General features: G+C 55.6%; 16 protein-coding genes and 1 tRNA gene. 9 read left to right on the forward strand and 8 right to left on the reverse strand.

Going from position 1 to position 16094, the window contains the following annotated elements; all coding sequences use genetic code 11:
- Positions 1-12: 12 nt before the first annotated feature.
- Positions 13-1455 (reverse strand): NADP-dependent succinate-semialdehyde dehydrogenase, encoded by a 1443-nt coding sequence (gene gabD / locus CGA21_RS24480; protein ID WP_188265210.1) that lies wholly within the window; start codon positions 1453-1455, stop codon positions 13-15.
- Between the two features lie 347 nt (positions 1456-1802).
- Between gabD and CGA21_RS24485 the strand changes: the two genes are divergently transcribed.
- The 8 genes from CGA21_RS24485 to CGA21_RS24520 all read left to right on the forward strand — a co-directional run bounded on the left by CGA21_RS24485 (position 1803) and on the right by CGA21_RS24520 (position 7798).
- Positions 1803-1879 (forward strand) — tRNA-Arg (locus CGA21_RS24485).
- Between the two features lie 181 nt (positions 1880-2060).
- A complete protein-coding gene (locus tag CGA21_RS24490) occupies positions 2061-3056 on the forward strand; it encodes a restriction endonuclease (RefSeq protein WP_188265235.1) in 996 nt (331 codons plus the stop codon).
- 421 nt (positions 3057-3477) lie between these two features.
- Positions 3478-3753, forward strand: a complete 276-nt coding sequence (locus CGA21_RS24495) for a DUF3077 domain-containing protein (RefSeq protein WP_188265211.1) — start codon at positions 3478-3480, stop codon at positions 3751-3753.
- Between the two features lie 287 nt (positions 3754-4040).
- Positions 4041-4259, forward strand: coding sequence for a P2 family phage major capsid protein (locus CGA21_RS30175; protein ID WP_188265212.1), 219 nt, complete (start codon positions 4041-4043; stop codon positions 4257-4259).
- Between the two features lie 55 nt (positions 4260-4314).
- On the forward strand, positions 4315-4512 hold the full coding sequence (locus CGA21_RS24505) for a helix-turn-helix transcriptional regulator (RefSeq protein ID WP_188265213.1): 198 nt from the start codon (positions 4315-4317) through the stop codon (positions 4510-4512).
- 418 nt (positions 4513-4930) lie between these two features.
- Positions 4931-5836, forward strand: a complete 906-nt coding sequence (locus CGA21_RS24510; protein ID WP_188265214.1) for a sce7726 family protein — start codon at positions 4931-4933, stop codon at positions 5834-5836.
- Position 5837: 1 nt separating this feature from the next.
- Entirely contained in the window at positions 5838-6773 is a 936-nt protein-coding gene (locus CGA21_RS24515; protein ID WP_188265215.1) for a sce7725 family protein, read from the forward strand.
- Between the two features lie 224 nt (positions 6774-6997).
- Positions 6998-7798 (forward strand): RES family NAD+ phosphorylase, encoded by an 801-nt coding sequence (locus tag CGA21_RS24520; protein WP_223194245.1) that lies wholly within the window; start codon positions 6998-7000, stop codon positions 7796-7798.
- Positions 7799-8046: 248 nt separating this feature from the next.
- On the opposite strand, the gene CGA21_RS24525 is transcribed toward CGA21_RS24520, so the two are convergent.
- From CGA21_RS24525 to CGA21_RS24545, 5 genes are all read right to left on the reverse strand, one after another.
- Positions 8047-8316, reverse strand: a complete 270-nt coding sequence (locus CGA21_RS24525; protein ID WP_223194247.1) for a hypothetical protein — start codon at positions 8314-8316, stop codon at positions 8047-8049.
- A 20-nt stretch (positions 8317-8336) separates the two neighbouring features.
- A complete protein-coding gene (locus tag CGA21_RS24530; protein ID WP_188265217.1) occupies positions 8337-8966 on the reverse strand; it encodes a hypothetical protein in 630 nt (209 codons plus the stop codon).
- Positions 8963-9544 carry an RNA polymerase sigma factor gene (locus CGA21_RS24535; RefSeq protein ID WP_223194248.1) on the reverse strand — a complete coding sequence of 194 codons (582 nt, stop codon included), beginning with the start codon at positions 9542-9544 and terminating at the stop codon, positions 8963-8965. The genes CGA21_RS24530 and CGA21_RS24535 overlap by 4 nt, the downstream gene beginning before the upstream one ends.
- Positions 9545-9573: 29 nt before the next feature.
- On the reverse strand, positions 9574-11283 hold the full coding sequence (locus CGA21_RS24540) for a vWA domain-containing protein (protein ID WP_188265218.1): 1710 nt from the start codon (positions 11281-11283) through the stop codon (positions 9574-9576).
- Positions 11284-11370: 87 nt separating this feature from the next.
- Positions 11371-11931 (reverse strand): YbhB/YbcL family Raf kinase inhibitor-like protein, encoded by a 561-nt coding sequence (locus tag CGA21_RS24545; protein WP_083349979.1) that lies wholly within the window; start codon positions 11929-11931, stop codon positions 11371-11373.
- Positions 11932-12071: 140 nt separating this feature from the next.
- Between CGA21_RS24545 and CGA21_RS24550 the strand changes: the two genes are divergently transcribed.
- A complete protein-coding gene (locus CGA21_RS24550; RefSeq protein ID WP_188265219.1) occupies positions 12072-13595 on the forward strand; it encodes an apoptosis inducing factor family protein in 1524 nt (507 codons plus the stop codon).
- Between the two features lie 109 nt (positions 13596-13704).
- Here CGA21_RS24550 and CGA21_RS24555 read toward each other — a convergent pair whose 3' ends face one another.
- Together CGA21_RS24555 and CGA21_RS24560 are read right to left on the reverse strand one after the other, a co-directional pair.
- Positions 13705-15216, reverse strand: coding sequence for a YdgA family protein (locus CGA21_RS24555; RefSeq protein ID WP_188265220.1), 1512 nt, complete (start codon positions 15214-15216; stop codon positions 13705-13707).
- 234 nt (positions 15217-15450) lie between these two features.
- A complete protein-coding gene (locus tag CGA21_RS24560) occupies positions 15451-16086 on the reverse strand; it encodes an NADH:ubiquinone oxidoreductase subunit N (protein ID WP_110751786.1) in 636 nt (211 codons plus the stop codon).
- Positions 16087-16094 lie beyond the last annotated feature (8 nt).

Genomic DNA, 16094 nt, shown 5'->3' on the forward strand with positions numbered 1-16094 from the left:
CTGTTCCCGGGATTAGATGCCCAGGCAGAGGTATTTGATTTCCAGGTAATCTTCGATGCCGTACTTGGAGCCTTCACGGCCCAGGCCGGAAGCCTTGATGCCGCCGAACGGCGCGACTTCGTTAGAGATCAGACCGGTGTTGACGCCGACCATGCCGTACTCCAGGGCTTCAGCCACACGGAACACACGACCCAGGTCGCGAGCATAGAAGTACGAGGCCAGGCCGAACTCGGTGTCGTTGGACATCGCGATCACGTCGGCTTCGTCTTTGAAGCGGAACAGCGGCGCCAATGGACCGAAGGTCTCTTCCTTGGCCACTGCAGCGTTGTTCGGAACGTTGGTCAGGATGGTCGGCTCGAAGAAGTTGCCTTCCATCGGCTTGCCACCGGCCAGTACGGTCGCGCCTTTGCTCAGTGCGTCGGCGATGTGCTCTTGCACCTTGGCCACGGCTTTTTCGTCGATCAGCGGACCGGTGGTGGTGCCATCTTCCAGACCGTTGCCGATCTTCAGCTTGGAAACGGCCACTTTCAGTTTCTCGGCGAACGCATCGTAGACACCGTCCTGGATGTACAGGCGGTTGGCACAGACGCAGGTCTGGCCGTTGTTGCGGTATTTGGAAATGATCGCGCCTTCGACGGCCTTATCCAGGTCCGCGTCGTCGAACACGATGAACGGCGCGTTGCCACCCAGTTCCAGGGACACTTTCTTGATGTCCTTGGCGCATTCCGACATCAGTTGACGACCGATTTCGGTCGAACCGGTGAAGGACAGTTTGCGCACGATCGGGTTGCTGGTCAGCTCGCTGCCGATGTCGCCGGCGCTGCCGGAAACAACGCTGAACACACCGTTAGGGATACCGGCACGCTGGGCCAATTCAGCCAGGGCGAAGGCGGAGAACGGAGTTTGCGAAGCAGGCTTGAGCACCATGGTGCAACCGGCGGCCAAGGCCGGGCCGGCTTTACGGGTGATCATGGCGGCCGGGAAGTTCCACGGGGTAATGGCCGCGGTCACGCCGATTGGCTGCTTGATCACGATCAGGCGCTTGTCTGGCTGGTGGCCCGGAATCACGTCACCGTAGATGCGCTTGGCCTCTTCGGCGAACCACTCGATGAAGGAAGCGGCATAAACGATTTCACCCTTGGCTTCGGCCAGTGGCTTGCCCTGTTCCAGGGTCATCAGGCGAGCCAGGTCGTCCTGGTTCTCGATGATCAGCTCGAACCAGCGACGCAGTTTGTTCGCACGTTCTTTGGCGGTCAGTGCACGCCAGGCCGGCAGCGCTTTGTCAGCGGCTTCAATGGCACGGCGGGTTTCGGCAGCGCCCATTTTCGGCACGGTGCCCAGAATTTCGCCCGTTGCCGGGTTGTTGACCTTGATCGTCTGACCATTGTCCGCGTCTACCCAAGCGCCATCGATAAAGGCTTGCTGGCGGAACAACTGGGTGTCTTTAAGCTGCATGTCGGCTTTCCTTAACAGCACCGCGCACGCGCGGAGCAAATTATGATTGTAGAAAGGCGCCTCAGTAGGCTGCCGTCAGGGAAATCATTCACCGGGCTGAAGCACATAAATAGCGCACTGATTCAGATCGTGCGGTTCAGCACCCAGACAAGAGCGTTTGAAATCTCAAACGAATCCTAGGATCAAAGGGGGTAAAGGACAATAGCCTGTTCGAAAAAAAGAACGAAAACGCCGCATTTGCTGCTATTTTCTGATCAACGTAGCAACCGCAGGTTACGCTTTGAAAAAACGCATGCGATTCAGCAGCATGGACGCCCGCATTGCATATGAGTATCATGGCGCCCGCTGCACCAGTAGCTCAGCTGGATAGAGTACTGCCCTCCGAAGGCAGGGGTCGTGGGTTCGAATCCCGCCTGGTGCACCATACGTAGAAAACGAGAAAGCCTCAGGTCTGTTGGGTCTGGGGCTTTTTTGTGTCTTGGATTCGGCAATTGCTGTCGATTCCTGAAAGACCTACCCTGCATTTTCTTCAATACATTCAATATGTCGAACAACGCCAGATAGCGAATGTATTCGGTGCGACCTACAACAACCAAGGATGTGAAATGGACAAAATGTGGATGATTCGTGGCGAGTCTGGTCGTCTATACGACGATTTCCGTGAGCGCGGGGTCGTCGCAATTGGCTGGTCACAACTCGCACCGCTGGCCAAACCAGGTATGACACGCAAGGAAATCACTAGCCTCTACCAAGATATTGAACCCAATATCAAACCAGGCACGGCGCTTTCCGGTGCCTCGCAAGTGTGGCGCTTCATAAATGAAATTCAGCCCGGTGACTGGGTTGTGACCTACTCGCCCGCTAACCGTACCTACTTAGTGGGTAAAATCACTGGCAACTTCAAACACAATCCTGAACTGGCCGACCTTGGGATGTCATTGACCCGCCCTGTTCAATGGCAAGCTCAGGAAGTTGATCGCGATAGCCTGAGTACTGCCAGCAAGAACAGCCTGGGATCGACACTCACAGTCTTTGTCGTCCCCGACTTCGCACTCCAGGAGCTAAAGGCGATGGTGGCCGGCGACAAGCCACCCACATTACCGCCAGCTGAAGAGGAATATCCCGATAGCGATCCACTCGCTGGAATGGAAAGCCTGGCCCTTGAACGCATCAAGGACCTGATCAACGCTCTCCCTTGGGATGATATGCAGGATTTGGTCGCAGGCATCCTGCGCGCGATGGGTTACAAGACTCAGGTCTCTCCCGCGGGCCCTGATCGAGGGAAAGACATCATCGCGTCACCAGACGGTTTCGGCTTTGAGAATCCACGGATCATTGTTGAGGTCAAACACCGCAAAGACCAGATGGGCAGTCAACAAATCCGTAGTTTTCTGGGAGGACGCCACAAGGATGATCGCGGGCTATATGTCAGCACTGGCGGTTTCAGCAAGGACGCCTACTACGAAGCAGAACGGGCCAGCGTCCCTCTAACGCTCTGGACCTTGGATAACCTCGTTCGTGCGTTGATTGAGCATTATGGGCAGACGGATTCAGAAACCAAACGACTGGTACCGCTAAAGCTTATGTACTTACCTCTGTAGGTGATAGGTAGCAGCTGAGGCCTTTCTAACAATCGCCGCACTCATCCCCGTATTCAAGGTTGCAGGAGATCAACCTGCACGATACCCTTCCGCCGTCGCTGCCAATTCAGCGACCGGGCTTGGTAACCCGACGAGTTAAGCGCAACAGCGCCCCCCCTTTAGAATTGCAGGCGTTTTTTCTTCGCCCGCAAATTTGAGTTATGGCGGCTGTGCGTGGGACGTCTTCGGGCGTGCCGGATTCCTTGACTCCCGGTTTACCAACCTGCGCACAGCTGCCACCCATTCGCTTGGTAACGAAAAGTGGCAGTTCCACGTCAAGGAGCTAGACCATGCGCAATACAAATCCGTACGAAACTCCGTTTGTGCCTCAATGCGTCTTCAACTCGCGCCCTCTATGCATCTCCGTCAATGGAGGTGGCAAATGACCGAACAACAAGAAGCAAAGACCATCGGTTTGACTCCCTGCATATATTGCCCAGATGAACCGCTGTTCCATGTCAGCGGTGGTGTGCCTATTAGCAAAGCACTCGCACAGGCATCCGACCTGCTGTTCCTGGCCAAGTCGTTCGCCGAGGATGCGGCCTACACAAAAGACACTGACCGCCACGCATGGGCGGCGCACTATCTGACTGCGATGAGCAAGGCTGTTATTGATGATGTGGTGAAAGTGCTGACGCGACCGACACAGACGCGTTAGCAACAAGCTGCAAAACAGTAGCGGCTCACCCATGAAATGGGCCTCGAATTTTCGGCCCCCCCAGAACAGTGCTGGTCGAGAAGTGCGCGGAACCTCCCCCCAATGCTCATGGCCATGAGCGGTACGAGAAATCAAAGCACGCAGGGAAAGCGTACTTTCGATAGGGGGCGGTTCTGCTGCCAGCAATTTACCTTGCCTGCGTCCTGCCTGAAGCCACGTCACGCGCAGTGCGATCTATCTCGGAATCATCACAAGACAAGCACCGCCCACCACCTGCGTCACCAGCAGTGCAGGGATCATCAGATGGGGAGAGGGTCCAGAAGGCCACACTGCGACGCTTCATCAAGGATGAGCCGATGATCAACCAGGTCGGCGACTATCAGTCGCTGAATGAAGCCTACGTGATCGAGGACTATGGTCTGGTAGCCCTGGTCGAGAATATCGAGTTCGTCCATCAGACGTGCCGACTTCCCTGCTCTGTCCCGGGCGAGAGCCATGCGCACTGAATACCTCCTTCAAGCCGCCGTTTGCGCGGCTTTTTGTTGCCAAGGAGTACCTATCATGAATGAGCTGGATCGATTCATACGAGTATCTGAGGTGCTGCTGTTTACCTCATTTTCGCGAACAACGCTTTGGCGAGAAATGAAAGCCGGGCGTTTCCCGAAGTCAGTTCACATAAGTGCTGGTCGAAAGGCTTGGCGAACATCAGAGCTGGCGGCATGGCAGAAAGACCCCGAACACTGGAAAAACCGTCAGTGAAACGATTCCCACCCGACATCGAGTAACTGCGCTCGCCGGGGTCCGTTTCATCCTGGCGCGCGCAGTTGTCCCCCCGCCACACCTGCGGGCTAAAGAGGTGATTTTTTCTGCACCCCTGCATTACGGTTCCGGCCGCCATTACTCTGGGCCTGCTTGAGATTAATCACACAGAAAAAGCCTGCAGATCCCTGCACGTATGGGGATGGTTGGGCCGCAAAAAGCTTACGTTTCGTCGTGGTCGTTTTTGCAGCTTTTGCTCTGATAGTCCCCATAGTCCTGAGGAGTCTTCAGCAGTCCTGGCGAGTACAAATCTCGGGACTAGGATTGGGCGATCTGTCAGAATCACGGCATTCGACTAGCCTGCCATTGAAGGCCATACAGAAGCACCTTAAATCCTGCGGAATAGAGATTCGACCTTATGAGTTTGCACACGAAAGTTCTCGACGGAAGTCAGCAGTCAGCAGTCGCCAGGCTGTTTTCTGCCGCCGTCATTCGAGAGCTGGCTCAAAAAGGCAAATCCCCCACATTTTCCAGGCTTATAAAAGAGTCTTTAGCAATCAATGAAGCCAGTCTTGCCGCCCCTATTAGCGTAATATTTGAAAGTGCTTTTAGTCTTCTGAGAAAGAAAGACTATAGACATGAATATGCGTATAAAGCTGCAATCACAAAAAAACTTCTTCTCGGAAGACACTCTCTTAACACAGCGTCTTTAGTTACAGAATTTCGCGTCGAGAACTGCAAAGCCGATGTAGCTATATTTAATGGCACATCTACTGCTTATGAAATTAAATCTGAACGCGACAACTTAGGCAGACTGCAAGGCCAAGTTAACACTTACAAAAAATTCTTCGCAAAGGTTTATGTAATAACAGGCGAAAACCACTTAGACGAAATACTGACGACCACCCCATCTGATGTCGGAGTTCTCCTTTTAAATAACAGATTTGGAATCTCTACGATAAGAGAGATTCAGGACACTCCGGAAAGAGTTTCTCCGGAGGTCATATTCGAATCAATTCAACTCCGAGAAGCGTTGGAAATTTTAAAATTCTTTGGGATCACTCCACCACAAGTTGCAAACACGGAGATCAGATCAGCAGTTCGCGAAATTTTCAGATATTTGGACCCTGTAACCACGCATGGATATATGGTTAAAGTCCTCCGAAAGTCGCGAAACTCTTTACCTCTTGCAGAAATATTGCCTCAACTGCCAGACTCACTGCAGGCGGCGGTTTTCTCTACACCATTGAAGTTACGAGAACAAGAAACGCTGTTGGAAGCTGTAAACACATCAATCAGGGAGGCCCTTAACTGGGCGAGATAAAATGTACTACCCATATTTTCGCGGCAAACAGTTCGACTTACTTACAATAAAAGAGTCTGCAGAGGTCTTAGCCAAAAGCAATATCATCTCTATAATTGAGCCCGTTCGGGAGTCGCTAAGCGGCCTAAAAAGATCAATTGAGGCACTATCAGCAGCTGGCGCTGAAGCAGTTCTGATTGTAAACCCGTATTATGGCGACCATACAGAAAACTCCGACGCAATCCAATCATTCGTAACAGAAGAGATTAAGGCACACCGAAATGTGTCGGTGGGCGTTCTACTTACAAATGAGACTAGCACTGCTGACGTGCTAGAAATCTGTTCCACATACCCGAATCACTCCCTGTACTTTATTCACTTTGGATTTACTGAACCAAAAGCCCTAGTTGAAGCTACGCAGAACTGGCAGCGGAAAGTCAGTCATGTATTTGCAGAGGAATACTGCGGAAAGCTGTATCAGAAACATTTCAGTGATGACACCCGCATACTCCTGAGGAACGGTTTCAAACGCCAAGCCAATCGCAAATATCCTGATGTAGAGCCCTTCTCAGACCTGCATGCGACATTCAGAGATGAGGGTGTTGATGGCTTCGGAGACTTTTTAATCGTAGGAGATGAGTACTCTGAATCTGGCGGCCCAGCTTATGCAGTTGCGATTCACCTGACATTCATTGACCCTGAAATGGACAATGCAATGTATATCTACCACTTCAAATCGGATAGACAGGACACTCCAACTGACCCAGCAGGAAAATTCTACGAAGCATTGACTAAGTTGATCGCAAAACTAGAAGAGCCCGATACGAAAATCCTACGAACCTCTGCTGTCGAAGAATTCGTCGAACTTTATAATAAAAAGCATTTCCCTGGACTTGGGTATATAAAAAAGCTTTCTATGAAACACCACATTGAAGTTCTAGCAGACTACCTTGGGTAATTATCATGAGAAAGTGTTGCCCGAATTGCTTTGGCGATAATCACTTAAGCTCAGTAATCCAAGAAATAGCTCAAGAGCATGGGGATTGTTCATTCTGCAAATCTATAAACCTACCTTTGGTTGAGCCTGTTCAGCTTAGAGAGTATTTTGAGCTATTGACGGGCATTTATACAAAGGCAGACAAGGGAGCAACTCTTGGGGAGTGGTTTAAAAACGATTGGAATATGTTCAATAGTCTGGATCTGGCGAATACAAAAGATTTACTTGCCGATGTATTCCAGGACGGGAATTTTCCAAGGGTCATTTTTGCACCTTCAAGTAAATGTTTCTCTAAAAACCTAGACAACTGGGAAAACCTTCGAAAAGAGCTGATGGAAGAAAATAGATTTTTTCCAAAAGAGACAATTAGCCTCGAAAGGTTCTCTTATCTTCTCTCTCAACTGATTTACAAAGGCCCTCTTCCTGAAAAATGGTATAGGGCAAGGATTCAGGAATCTGAAGAACCATACCCGCTCGAAAAAATGGGACCGCCCCCTAAAGACAAGGCGACCCATGGGCGAGCAAACCCTGTGGGCATACCTTATCTGTATGTCGCATCGGATGTTTTAACATCGATCTCGGAAATTAGACCTCATACTGGCGAGTTTGTAACCGTCGCAGAGTTTAAAGTTATAGAAGAGGTCAGACTCGCAGATTTACGAAATCCGCGAAGTTTAATTACGCCATTTATCTGTGCTGACGATGAAGAAATTGCGTCGCTCCGAGGAGATATAGAATTTCTGGTGCGACTGGGTGAGGAGCTAACTCGACCTGTACTACCAAAATCAGCCGCGATTGACTATATACCAAGCCAGTATTTGTGCGAGCTCATAAAGAAAAATGGATTTGATGGCGTTATTTATAAGAGTTCAGTTGGCGAGGAAATCAATCTCGCACTGTTCTACCCCGCCAAGGCAAAAGGGGTTCAGCTGATTCCACATAGGGTTCAACGTGTATCTGTTGATGCTGAGCCCTGCACGACCTAAGGGGGATGCCAAAAAGTACAGCTCATCCGGGCGTGAGCAAGCTGCTGCTCGCTCTCTGCGGGGGCTTCTCCCACAGATGGTGTATCCCAGCATGTATCCCTTCAAAAATCTTTCTAGAGAAAACCTATATAAATCAGCTGATTATGTGACTGGTTCTGAGCTCGCCTGGCCATTAGAAACGAGAAAGCCTCAGATCTTAGGGTCTGGGGCTTTTTTGTGGGTCAAAAAAAACCGCCGAAGCGGTTTTTTCATTCTGTCGTCCAATCAAACTCGTCGTACTCATCATCCTCGTCGTCCTCGAACTCTTCCTCTTCAAGAACCTCTTCTTCCTCAGCATCACCCTCTTCTTGCTGGTTCAGCAGAAAATCCTTACGACTCTCGATAATTGCCCGCCGTAATTCCTCGCCCTTTTCCGGGCAGTTGAGCATTTGGGCGATGCGGTCGATTTTTTTTGTCACGGCATCCTCCAACGCATCGACTATGGCCCGATAGTGCGCGCTTTCGGGCCTTGTTGCCAAATTGTCGAGGGTCAGGCCGATCAATTTTTCTGCAGATCCTTGAGTCGGGCGCCGAGGTTCTCGTCGGGAAAGCGTGTATGCAAGTCGGCCAGCAGTTTATCGGCGGCTTGCTTGTGCCCGGTTTTTTGCAGGCGAAGCACTTCGCGCAATTGTTCATCCAGGGATTTCACCGGGGCCGCGGCGCGCTTGCTGACTTTGGCTTCGTCCGCCATGTCGGCACTGAAGGATTCTGCTTGCGCCGGGGCCATCGATTCCGCCATGGGGGCGGCGGGTGCAGGGGCGGAGAGCGCGCCAACCGGGGCCTTCAGGGAACGGGCTGCCGCTGGCGGTGTTGCTTCGGCTTCCTGTTTGGCGATCGGGGCCGAGGCTCTGGGCGCAGGTGCGAAGTCGTAGCTTGGCACTTGCTCAGGTGTGCGCTGCACCAGCGCGAGCATCAGCGCGATGCCGACGAGGCTGGCGAATGCCACTTGCCAGCGGGGTTGCTGGCAGGCGCGAATCCAGCGTTGCCACAGCCCTGGCTTCGGCGTGGGCACGGCGTTGCGTGCGGCGGCCAGGATCAAGGCGTCGAGATGCGCCGGCGGTTCGCCGGTGGCCTGCTCGCGGTAATGGTCGAGCGTTTGGTGTTCCGTGGTGTGCTTGGCGTCAGTCATGTCAGTACCTCCTCGGCCAGCAGCCGACGCAGTTTTTGCTGGGCGTAACGCAAGCGGCTCTTGACGGTTTCCAGCGGCGTTTCGGTGAGGGTGGCGATCTGTGGCAAATCGAGATCGCTGTAGGCGCGCAGCAGGAACACTTCGCGCTGGTCGGCGGGCAAGGCTTGCAGGGCGGCGTCAAGGCGCTGGCTGTCGCGGCTCAGGCTCAGCAACTGCTCAGGATCAGCCGTCTCATCGGCCAGCGCATGGGCCTGCTCGTCGTAGCTGTCGTGCAGCGGTTGATGGACGCCGTGCTTGCGCCAGTGATCGATCAAGCGGTTGCGGGCAATCTGGTAGAGCCAGGTACGAAAAGTCGCCCGACCTTGTGGCTGGCTGCCGCTGCGGATCAGGCTCAACCAGGTTTCCTGATAGACCTCCTCGGCGAGTTCAGCCCTGCCGCTCAACCCCAGCAGAAACCGGTACAAGCCCTGGCGATGGCGCGCGTACAGAATCTCGAACGCCGCTCCATCGCCCTCGCGATAACGGGCCAGCAGCGCTTCGTCACTGCTGGCATCCAGGCTGCTTGCGGGTGCAAACAACTGGCTGATGAACCCCTTCAATCGGCTCACTATTCAATCCGTCGTTCAGTGGCAGTTGGATTGGACGCCGTGGTGGTGCGCAAGCTCTGCGCCAGTTCCACTAATTGTACGAACTCACTGCGCAGGCCGAAGCGGTCATCGCCCCGGGCGCCACGGGCCAGCGCTTCGGTGTCCTTGAGGCTGAACTCGCCGGTGTAGCGTCCGTCCTTGAGCTGTTGGGAAAACGCCGCCACCGCCGCCGCAAAACGCAGGTCATCGCTGGCCTTGCCGGCCGGGCCGTTAACGATCGGGCGTTCGATCAAGCGACTGTTCCCACCTTCCGGTAACTGATAACGCACACGCAGCATCGCCAATTCGCCATTCTTTTCCGAAACGGCGGTGGCCGTTTGAGCGTAGCGCAGCGGCTCCAACCAGCCCTTCTCGCCCGTGGGGACAATTTCGTACAACGCCGTCACCGTGTGTCCTGCACCGATTTCACCGGCATCGACCTTGTCATTGCTGAAATCCTCACGTTTCAACCCACGGTTTTCATAACCCAGCAGGCGATATTCGCTGACTTGCGCGGGGTTGAACTCCACTTGCAGCTTGACGTTTTTTGCCACGACGGCAAGGGTCGAGCCGAGTTGATCCACCAGCACCTTGCGCGCTTCACGCAGGTTGTCGATGTAGGCGTAATTGCCGTCGCCAGCATCGGCCAGTTGTTCCATCAGGTGTTCATTGTAGTTATCCACACCGAAACCCAGGGTGGTCAGGGATACGCCTGTCTTGCGTTTATCCACAGCCATTTGCTTGAGGCTGTCGAAGTCGCTGACGCCGACGTTGAAGTCGCCGTCAGTAGCCAGTAGAACGCGGTTGATGCCCTTGGGGATAAATGCCTGTTGCGCCTGTTGATAAGCCAGCTCGATACCCGAGGCTCCGGCAGTGGAACCCCCTGCGGTCAATTGGTCGATAGCTGTGCGGATCCTGGTTTTTTCCCGTCCGGAAGTGGGCTCCAGCACCACGCGCGATTCCCCGGCGTAGACCACCAACGACACCCGATCCTGGTCGCGTAGTTGATCGACCAACAATTTCAGAGTGCTCTTGACCAGCGGCAGGCCCTCGCGGCGATCCATCGAGCCGGACACATCCACCAGGAACACCAGGTTCGCCGGGGCCAGGTCCGAGACCGCGCGGTCCGAGGCCTTGATCCCGATGCGCAACAAACGCGTATGCGGATTCCAAGGTGACGCTGCCAGTTCCGTGGTCACGCCGAAGGGCGAGCCGTCGGTGGGCAAGGCGTAGTCGTAAGGAAAGTAATTGACCATCTCTTCCAGACGCACCGCCCCTTGCGGTGGCAGTCGTCCCTGATTGAGCAAGCGGCGGACGTTGGCGTAAGCGCCGGTGTCGACGTCGGCACTGAAGGTCGATACCGGTGTTTCGGCGACACTGTGGATCGGGTTGTCTGCCAAGGCCTGGTATTGCTCTCGCTGTTCATCGCGATAGCCCTGTGGATAAGTTTCTGCGCCCGGCATCGGCGCGAAACGGGTCATGGGCGCCGCGCCTACGCTGCGTTTGGCCACCGCTGCATCAGCCATGACAGTTTCATGCTGCACCGCTTCGGTTTTCAGCTCCGCCTGAGCCGGTGGCGGTACCGCTGCGGACTCAGGTTTCGAAGAAACACCGCAACCGGCAATCGCCAGCAACAGCCCGGCGGTAAAACCCTGGGCGACCGGACGTAGAACATGCAGAGGGAGAGACATGGGGGCTGACCTCAGGAGGAAATTGATCCATTCATCCCGTGAGACGGACAGCCCGGACGGTTCGGGTTAACCCGCGCAAAAAAATCTTCAGCGGTGGTAGCGCCGCACCACGCTGCTGTTTTTCAGCACATGACCTTTGATTTTTTCCAGCAACTGGGTGCGCGTCAGGCCGGCTGGCAGGGCATCCGGGGCCAGGTCCAGGGCAAAGAGCTGGATGATGTAGTGATGTGCGCTGTCGCCAACCGGTGGGCAAGGACCGACGTACCCCGTAGTGCCTTTGCTATTGGTGCCGCCGACACCCTCGAGCGTGGATTTTGCACCGACGCCCGCCGGGATCTGGTGAGTGCCGGCCTTGATGCCGTAATGCACCCAATGATCGATGCCCTGGCCTTTCTGGCCATCCGGGTCGTGCATGACGATGGCGTAGCTGAGCGTGCCTGCAGGGCCGGCGTTCCAGTTCAGCGCTGGCGAAACGTTGTGTCCGCCGCAACCCGGGGCGTCGCTGGCGGCAGCCGAGGTGAACAGTCGATCATCCGAGACGCCTGGGATGTTCAGGGTAAAACGCTCCTGGGCCTGCGCCGGAAATTGCACGCAAAGGGCGACTGTGACAGCCGCTAGCCAAGGGGTCAGAGAGGTCAATCGGGTCATACCGGGAGTACCTGGTGCGGGTGGGGCCGAGGTCGGCGAGCAAACTATAGCTGGACCGTTCGCGCGGTGGCAGTGGCAATTGGATGAACCTCGAGTTAAGCGCCAGACTCTTAATTTAAACGCCTGTCTGGAGAGCGATCATGACCCTGCATCGCGTTGCCCGTCTCGCCGATATACCTGAAGACCGTGGCCTGGAAGTCAGCGTCCAGGACAGCAAGATCCTTCTGCTCAAAGTCGGCGATCAAGTGCGCGCCTATCAAGGCGAATGCCCGCATGCCGGGGCGCCGCTGGTCGAAGGTGCGATCTGCCATGGGCGGCTGACGTGTCCATGGCACAAGGGACAGTTTCGGATCGAGGACGGCGGATTGTGTGAACCACCGGCCCTGGACAGCCTCAAGCGCTACCCGCTTGAAGTGCGCGGGGACGAAATCTGGGTCGACGATCAGCCACTGCAAGACGCTCACACGCCACCGGCCGATGACGAGCGCACTTTTGTAATAGTCGGTGCGGGGGCCGCGGGCACGGCGGCGGCTTCGGCCCTGCGCGAAAAAGGCTTTGGCGGTCGGGTGCTACTGATCGACCGCGAAGCCAACGCCGGGTACGACCGCACGGTACTGAGCAAATTCGTGATTGCCGGCCAGACGCCACTGGAAGAAATCCCGCCCCTGCGCGACGAAGACTTCTACCGCGAGCAAAGAATCGAGCGAATGAACGCTGAAGTGGCGAGCCTGGATGCCGCCAACAAGACGCTGCAACTGGTCAACGGCCAATCGCTGAAGTACGACGCCGCCTTGCTGGCGACAGGCGGGATCCCCGTTCGACCGCAATTGCCCGGCGCGGACCTGCCGCAAGTGTTCGTCGTGCGCTCCAGGGCGGATGCGCAACGGATTCTGCACAGCGCCAAGGCCGGTCAGCGGGCGGTGATCATCGGCGACAGTTTCATCGCCATGGAATCCGCTTCCTCCCTGTGCCAATACGGCCTGGAGGTCACGGTGCTGGCCCGCCATCCGGTGCCTTTCGCCAAACAGTTCGGTGACAGCGTTGGCAAGGCGATTCTGGCGCTGCATCAGGCCAACGGCGTGGTGTACCGAACCGAGGGGCAGGCAGCGCAGATCGAAGGAGCCACGCGAGTCGAAGCGGTGCAACTGGATAATGGCCAGCGTCTGCCGGCGGACCTGGTGCTGGTCGGGATTGGCGTCACCCCCGCCACTGCGCCTTTTACCGATCTGCCGAAGGAAAAGGACCAGTCGCTGCTGGTCGACGGCGGGATGCGCGTAGCCGATGGGCTCTGGGCGGCTGGCGATATCGCGACGTTCACACTTAACGGCCAGCCTCAGCGCATCGAACATTGGCGCCTGGCGCAACAACAGGCACGGATCGCGGCGGCGAACATGCTCGGTGGCGATGAACATTACCTCGACGTGCCGTATTTCTGGACTTGGCACTTTGGCAAAAACTACGACTACCTTGGTTGCGCGCAAGCCTGGGACGAAGTCGAGTTCAAGGGTGATCCTGGCAACCCGCCGTTTATTGGTCTGTTTGGTAAAAATGGCGTGGTGACGGCGGCCGTGGCCTGCGATGAAGAGCGCACGATGGCGATGCTTGCTGAACGAATGAAGCAGCCGTTATCCGTGGATGAGGCGTGGCGGTTGATCCGCGGTTGAAATTAACTGTAGGAGCTGCCGAAGGCTGCGATCTTTTGATCTTCGGCGATAAAACAGACGCCAACATCAAAAGATCGCAGCCTGCGGCAGCTCCTACACGGCGGGGGCGTTATGGCTCCTGGACTACGCCTGGAGCACTGAACTTGCTCATCAGGAAGCCGACAAACTCCTCGACGGTCATTTTCTGGCCGTTGAATTGCACCTGGTTATTGGCGAAGTGCAGTTGGGTGACGACGTCGCTGCCATCCAGTTTCGCCAACTGCGAGCCGACCGCCATGCTGCTGAACATATCGGTGGTGGCAGTCGCTTGGTCGGCGATGAGCTTGGCGTCGGTCTGACCGTCGATTTGCGACTGCACGCTGAGTATGTCGACGAGCATCGGCTTGGACACTTTCAGGTTGACGTCCAGTAACGCGATCATTTGGCGGATCAACTGGTCAGCCGGCAGGTCGATCGATTGCGGCTTGGTCAGGTCAAGCACCAGGTTGGCGCGGCTTTCACCATTGGCAGTGTTGAACGACAGGTTCTCCAGAGCCACCTGCGGGCCGGCCGCCAGCAATTTTTCCAGGCCGGTTTTAAGCTGCGCTTCTTCTGCAGGGGTCAAGTTCAGCTCGGGGGCCGGTTGACCGGCCTCGGCAGCCTCGGCGGCGGCCTGCTCATAGGGCTGCAATTTAGTCTGGTAGATCTGCATCAGCGACAACGTCGCCGGGATGTCGAGGTTCTTCAGGCTCATGGCAAGCTGGGCAGAACCCACAGGCTTGCCGTTCAGGGACACTTCACCGATCCTGTAGTCGGCACGCCCGGAAGCGCTGGTGCCTGACTCCTCGGTGTGGTTCTTCATTTCGAAACTCTTCAAGCCCAGCACCGACTGCTTGGGGCCAAAGGTGGTTTTACCGTTGCTCAGTTCGACGGTGTTATCGCCAGTGTAATAACCGTAAGTGCTTTTTGTCAGGTTGCTGGCCAGGGTAAGACCACTCAACTCGACCTGCACCGGTGCCTGGTCTTCGGAAACGGTGGTCAGCTTGAGGCTGTCCATGTAGCCATCGGCCTTGACCTTCTGCGCCTGGGCGCTGGCCGCGACATCAACCTTCAGGCCGGAAAATTTCAGGCTGGACTTGTCATCCAGTGCAGTTTCCAGCGGCAGCAATTCAAGCGTGCCGTTGGTGGAATTGTCGTAGCCAATGTTGACCACGCCCTTGAGCGGCGAAGCGTCCTTGGTGGCGGCGAACCATTTTTCCGTGAGCGGGGTCTTTGCCAGTTCATAGTGACTGGTGGCCATGACCGGCAACCACTTCAGCGATACCAGGCGCGAGAACGGCAGCGGGCCGTGTTCGATGTGGTCGGTAAACAGCAACTCGACCGGTGCCTCGCCGAACATTTCGCCTTCACCCTTGAGGCGGTAATGCGCAGTGCTACTGAATACATGACGTTCCAGGGACACCAGTTCCAGCGAGGCCGTGCCTTTGTAACCCACCATTGCAGCCTGCAATTGCTTATTGGCATCCGCCAGGGAGCTGTTGAGCACACCTTCGATTTTGGTGCCGGTGAACCAGGCTCCGCCAGCGCTGATCGCACCAATGGCGACAACGATTCCCAGGAGCACGCCTGCTGATTTATTCATGAATGACCCGTTCAATGTCCGTTGTTGAGGTGTGGTCGTCTTCCCTGAACCCATGAGGGGTTGCGGTCACGACTGCGCTGAAAGTGGGGTGCAGGTTAGCATCAGGCGTGCAAGGCAGCCCAATGGTTAACGGTGAAAAAGTGTCGCCTGAAAAAAGATCGCAGCCTGCGGCAGCTCCTACAGGGTAATGCGAATCTCCTGTAGGAGCTGCCGCAGGCTGCGATCTTTTAGCAATCAGGAATACTGAACCTCAATCTCATCGAGCTGATGATCAAAGGTTTTCAGCCGCGCCGTCCAGGTGTAGATCAACACTTCGAAATCCCGGTTGATCACCGCCCCGCCCGTCACTTCGCCGCGTGGGTCGCAGTAGTCCAGTTGATAGCGCTCGCGGGCCATGGCGGTGGCGACGTCAGCCAGCTCGCGGGCATTGTTGAGCCAGTGCCGACCGTCGTCGGCCACTTGTTTGTCCAGCTCAAGGCATTGTTTTTTCAAGGTTTCGAGGCTTTTTTCCAGGGGTGTACCCGTGAGCTCGCCCATGACTTCCTGGAAGGTCCTGCCCGGTTGCCAGTAGCTGCCCCAGAAATACCGGTCGAAGACCGATTCGACACGCCGTAGCGCCACCTTGGTGTTCCAGATCATCACCAGGGTCTTGCCTTGTTCAAGCTGTCTTTTTTTGATTCGTTGCCCTTGGACCGAGGCCCAGGCCACCACCGCAATGGACATCACGGCAATCAAGAGTGCGGCGCTGTCGAGGAACGTCAGCGCTTTGTCGATCTGGTTAGCCAGCATGATGCCATAGAAATAGGTGCCAGTGAGCAGCACCAGCGCCACAACGGCGCACCAGAAGCCGAGAGCATAAGGGTTTTTCATTATTGGTT

Origin of the sequence: Pseudomonas sp. PSB11, assembly GCF_014596605.1 — a bacterium.
In the GTDB taxonomy this organism is placed as follows: Bacteria; Pseudomonadota; Gammaproteobacteria; order Pseudomonadales; family Pseudomonadaceae; genus Aquipseudomonas; species Aquipseudomonas umsongensis.

Bases quoted from the DNA above. Each gene is read 5' to 3' on its own strand.
- gabD (WP_188265210.1), bottom strand. From the start codon at position 1,455: ATGCAGCTTAAAGACACCCAGTTGTTCCGCCAGCAAGCCTTTATCGAT.
- CGA21_RS24490 (WP_188265235.1), top strand. From the start codon at position 2,061: ATGGACAAAATGTGGATGATTCGTGGCGAGTCTGGTCGTCTATACGAC.
- CGA21_RS24495 (WP_188265211.1), top strand. From the start codon at position 3,478: ATGACCGAACAACAAGAAGCAAAGACCATCGGTTTGACTCCCTGCATA.
- CGA21_RS24505 (WP_188265213.1), top strand. From the start codon at position 4,315: ATGAATGAGCTGGATCGATTCATACGAGTATCTGAGGTGCTGCTGTTT.
- CGA21_RS24510 (WP_188265214.1), top strand. From the start codon at position 4,931: ATGAGTTTGCACACGAAAGTTCTCGACGGAAGTCAGCAGTCAGCAGTC.
- CGA21_RS24515 (WP_188265215.1), top strand. From the start codon at position 5,838: ATGTACTACCCATATTTTCGCGGCAAACAGTTCGACTTACTTACAATA.
- CGA21_RS24520 (WP_223194245.1), top strand. From the start codon at position 6,998: ATGTTCAATAGTCTGGATCTGGCGAATACAAAAGATTTACTTGCCGAT.
- CGA21_RS24530 (WP_188265217.1), bottom strand. From the start codon at position 8,966: ATGACTGACGCCAAGCACACCACGGAACACCAAACGCTCGACCATTAC.
- CGA21_RS24540 (WP_188265218.1), bottom strand. From the start codon at position 11,283: ATGTCTCTCCCTCTGCATGTTCTACGTCCGGTCGCCCAGGGTTTTACC.
- CGA21_RS24545 (WP_083349979.1), bottom strand. From the start codon at position 11,931: ATGACCCGATTGACCTCTCTGACCCCTTGGCTAGCGGCTGTCACAGTC.
- CGA21_RS24550 (WP_188265219.1), top strand. From the start codon at position 12,072: ATGACCCTGCATCGCGTTGCCCGTCTCGCCGATATACCTGAAGACCGT.
- CGA21_RS24555 (WP_188265220.1), bottom strand. From the start codon at position 15,216: ATGAATAAATCAGCAGGCGTGCTCCTGGGAATCGTTGTCGCCATTGGT.
- CGA21_RS24560 (WP_110751786.1), bottom strand. From the start codon at position 16,086: ATGAAAAACCCTTATGCTCTCGGCTTCTGGTGCGCCGTTGTGGCGCTG.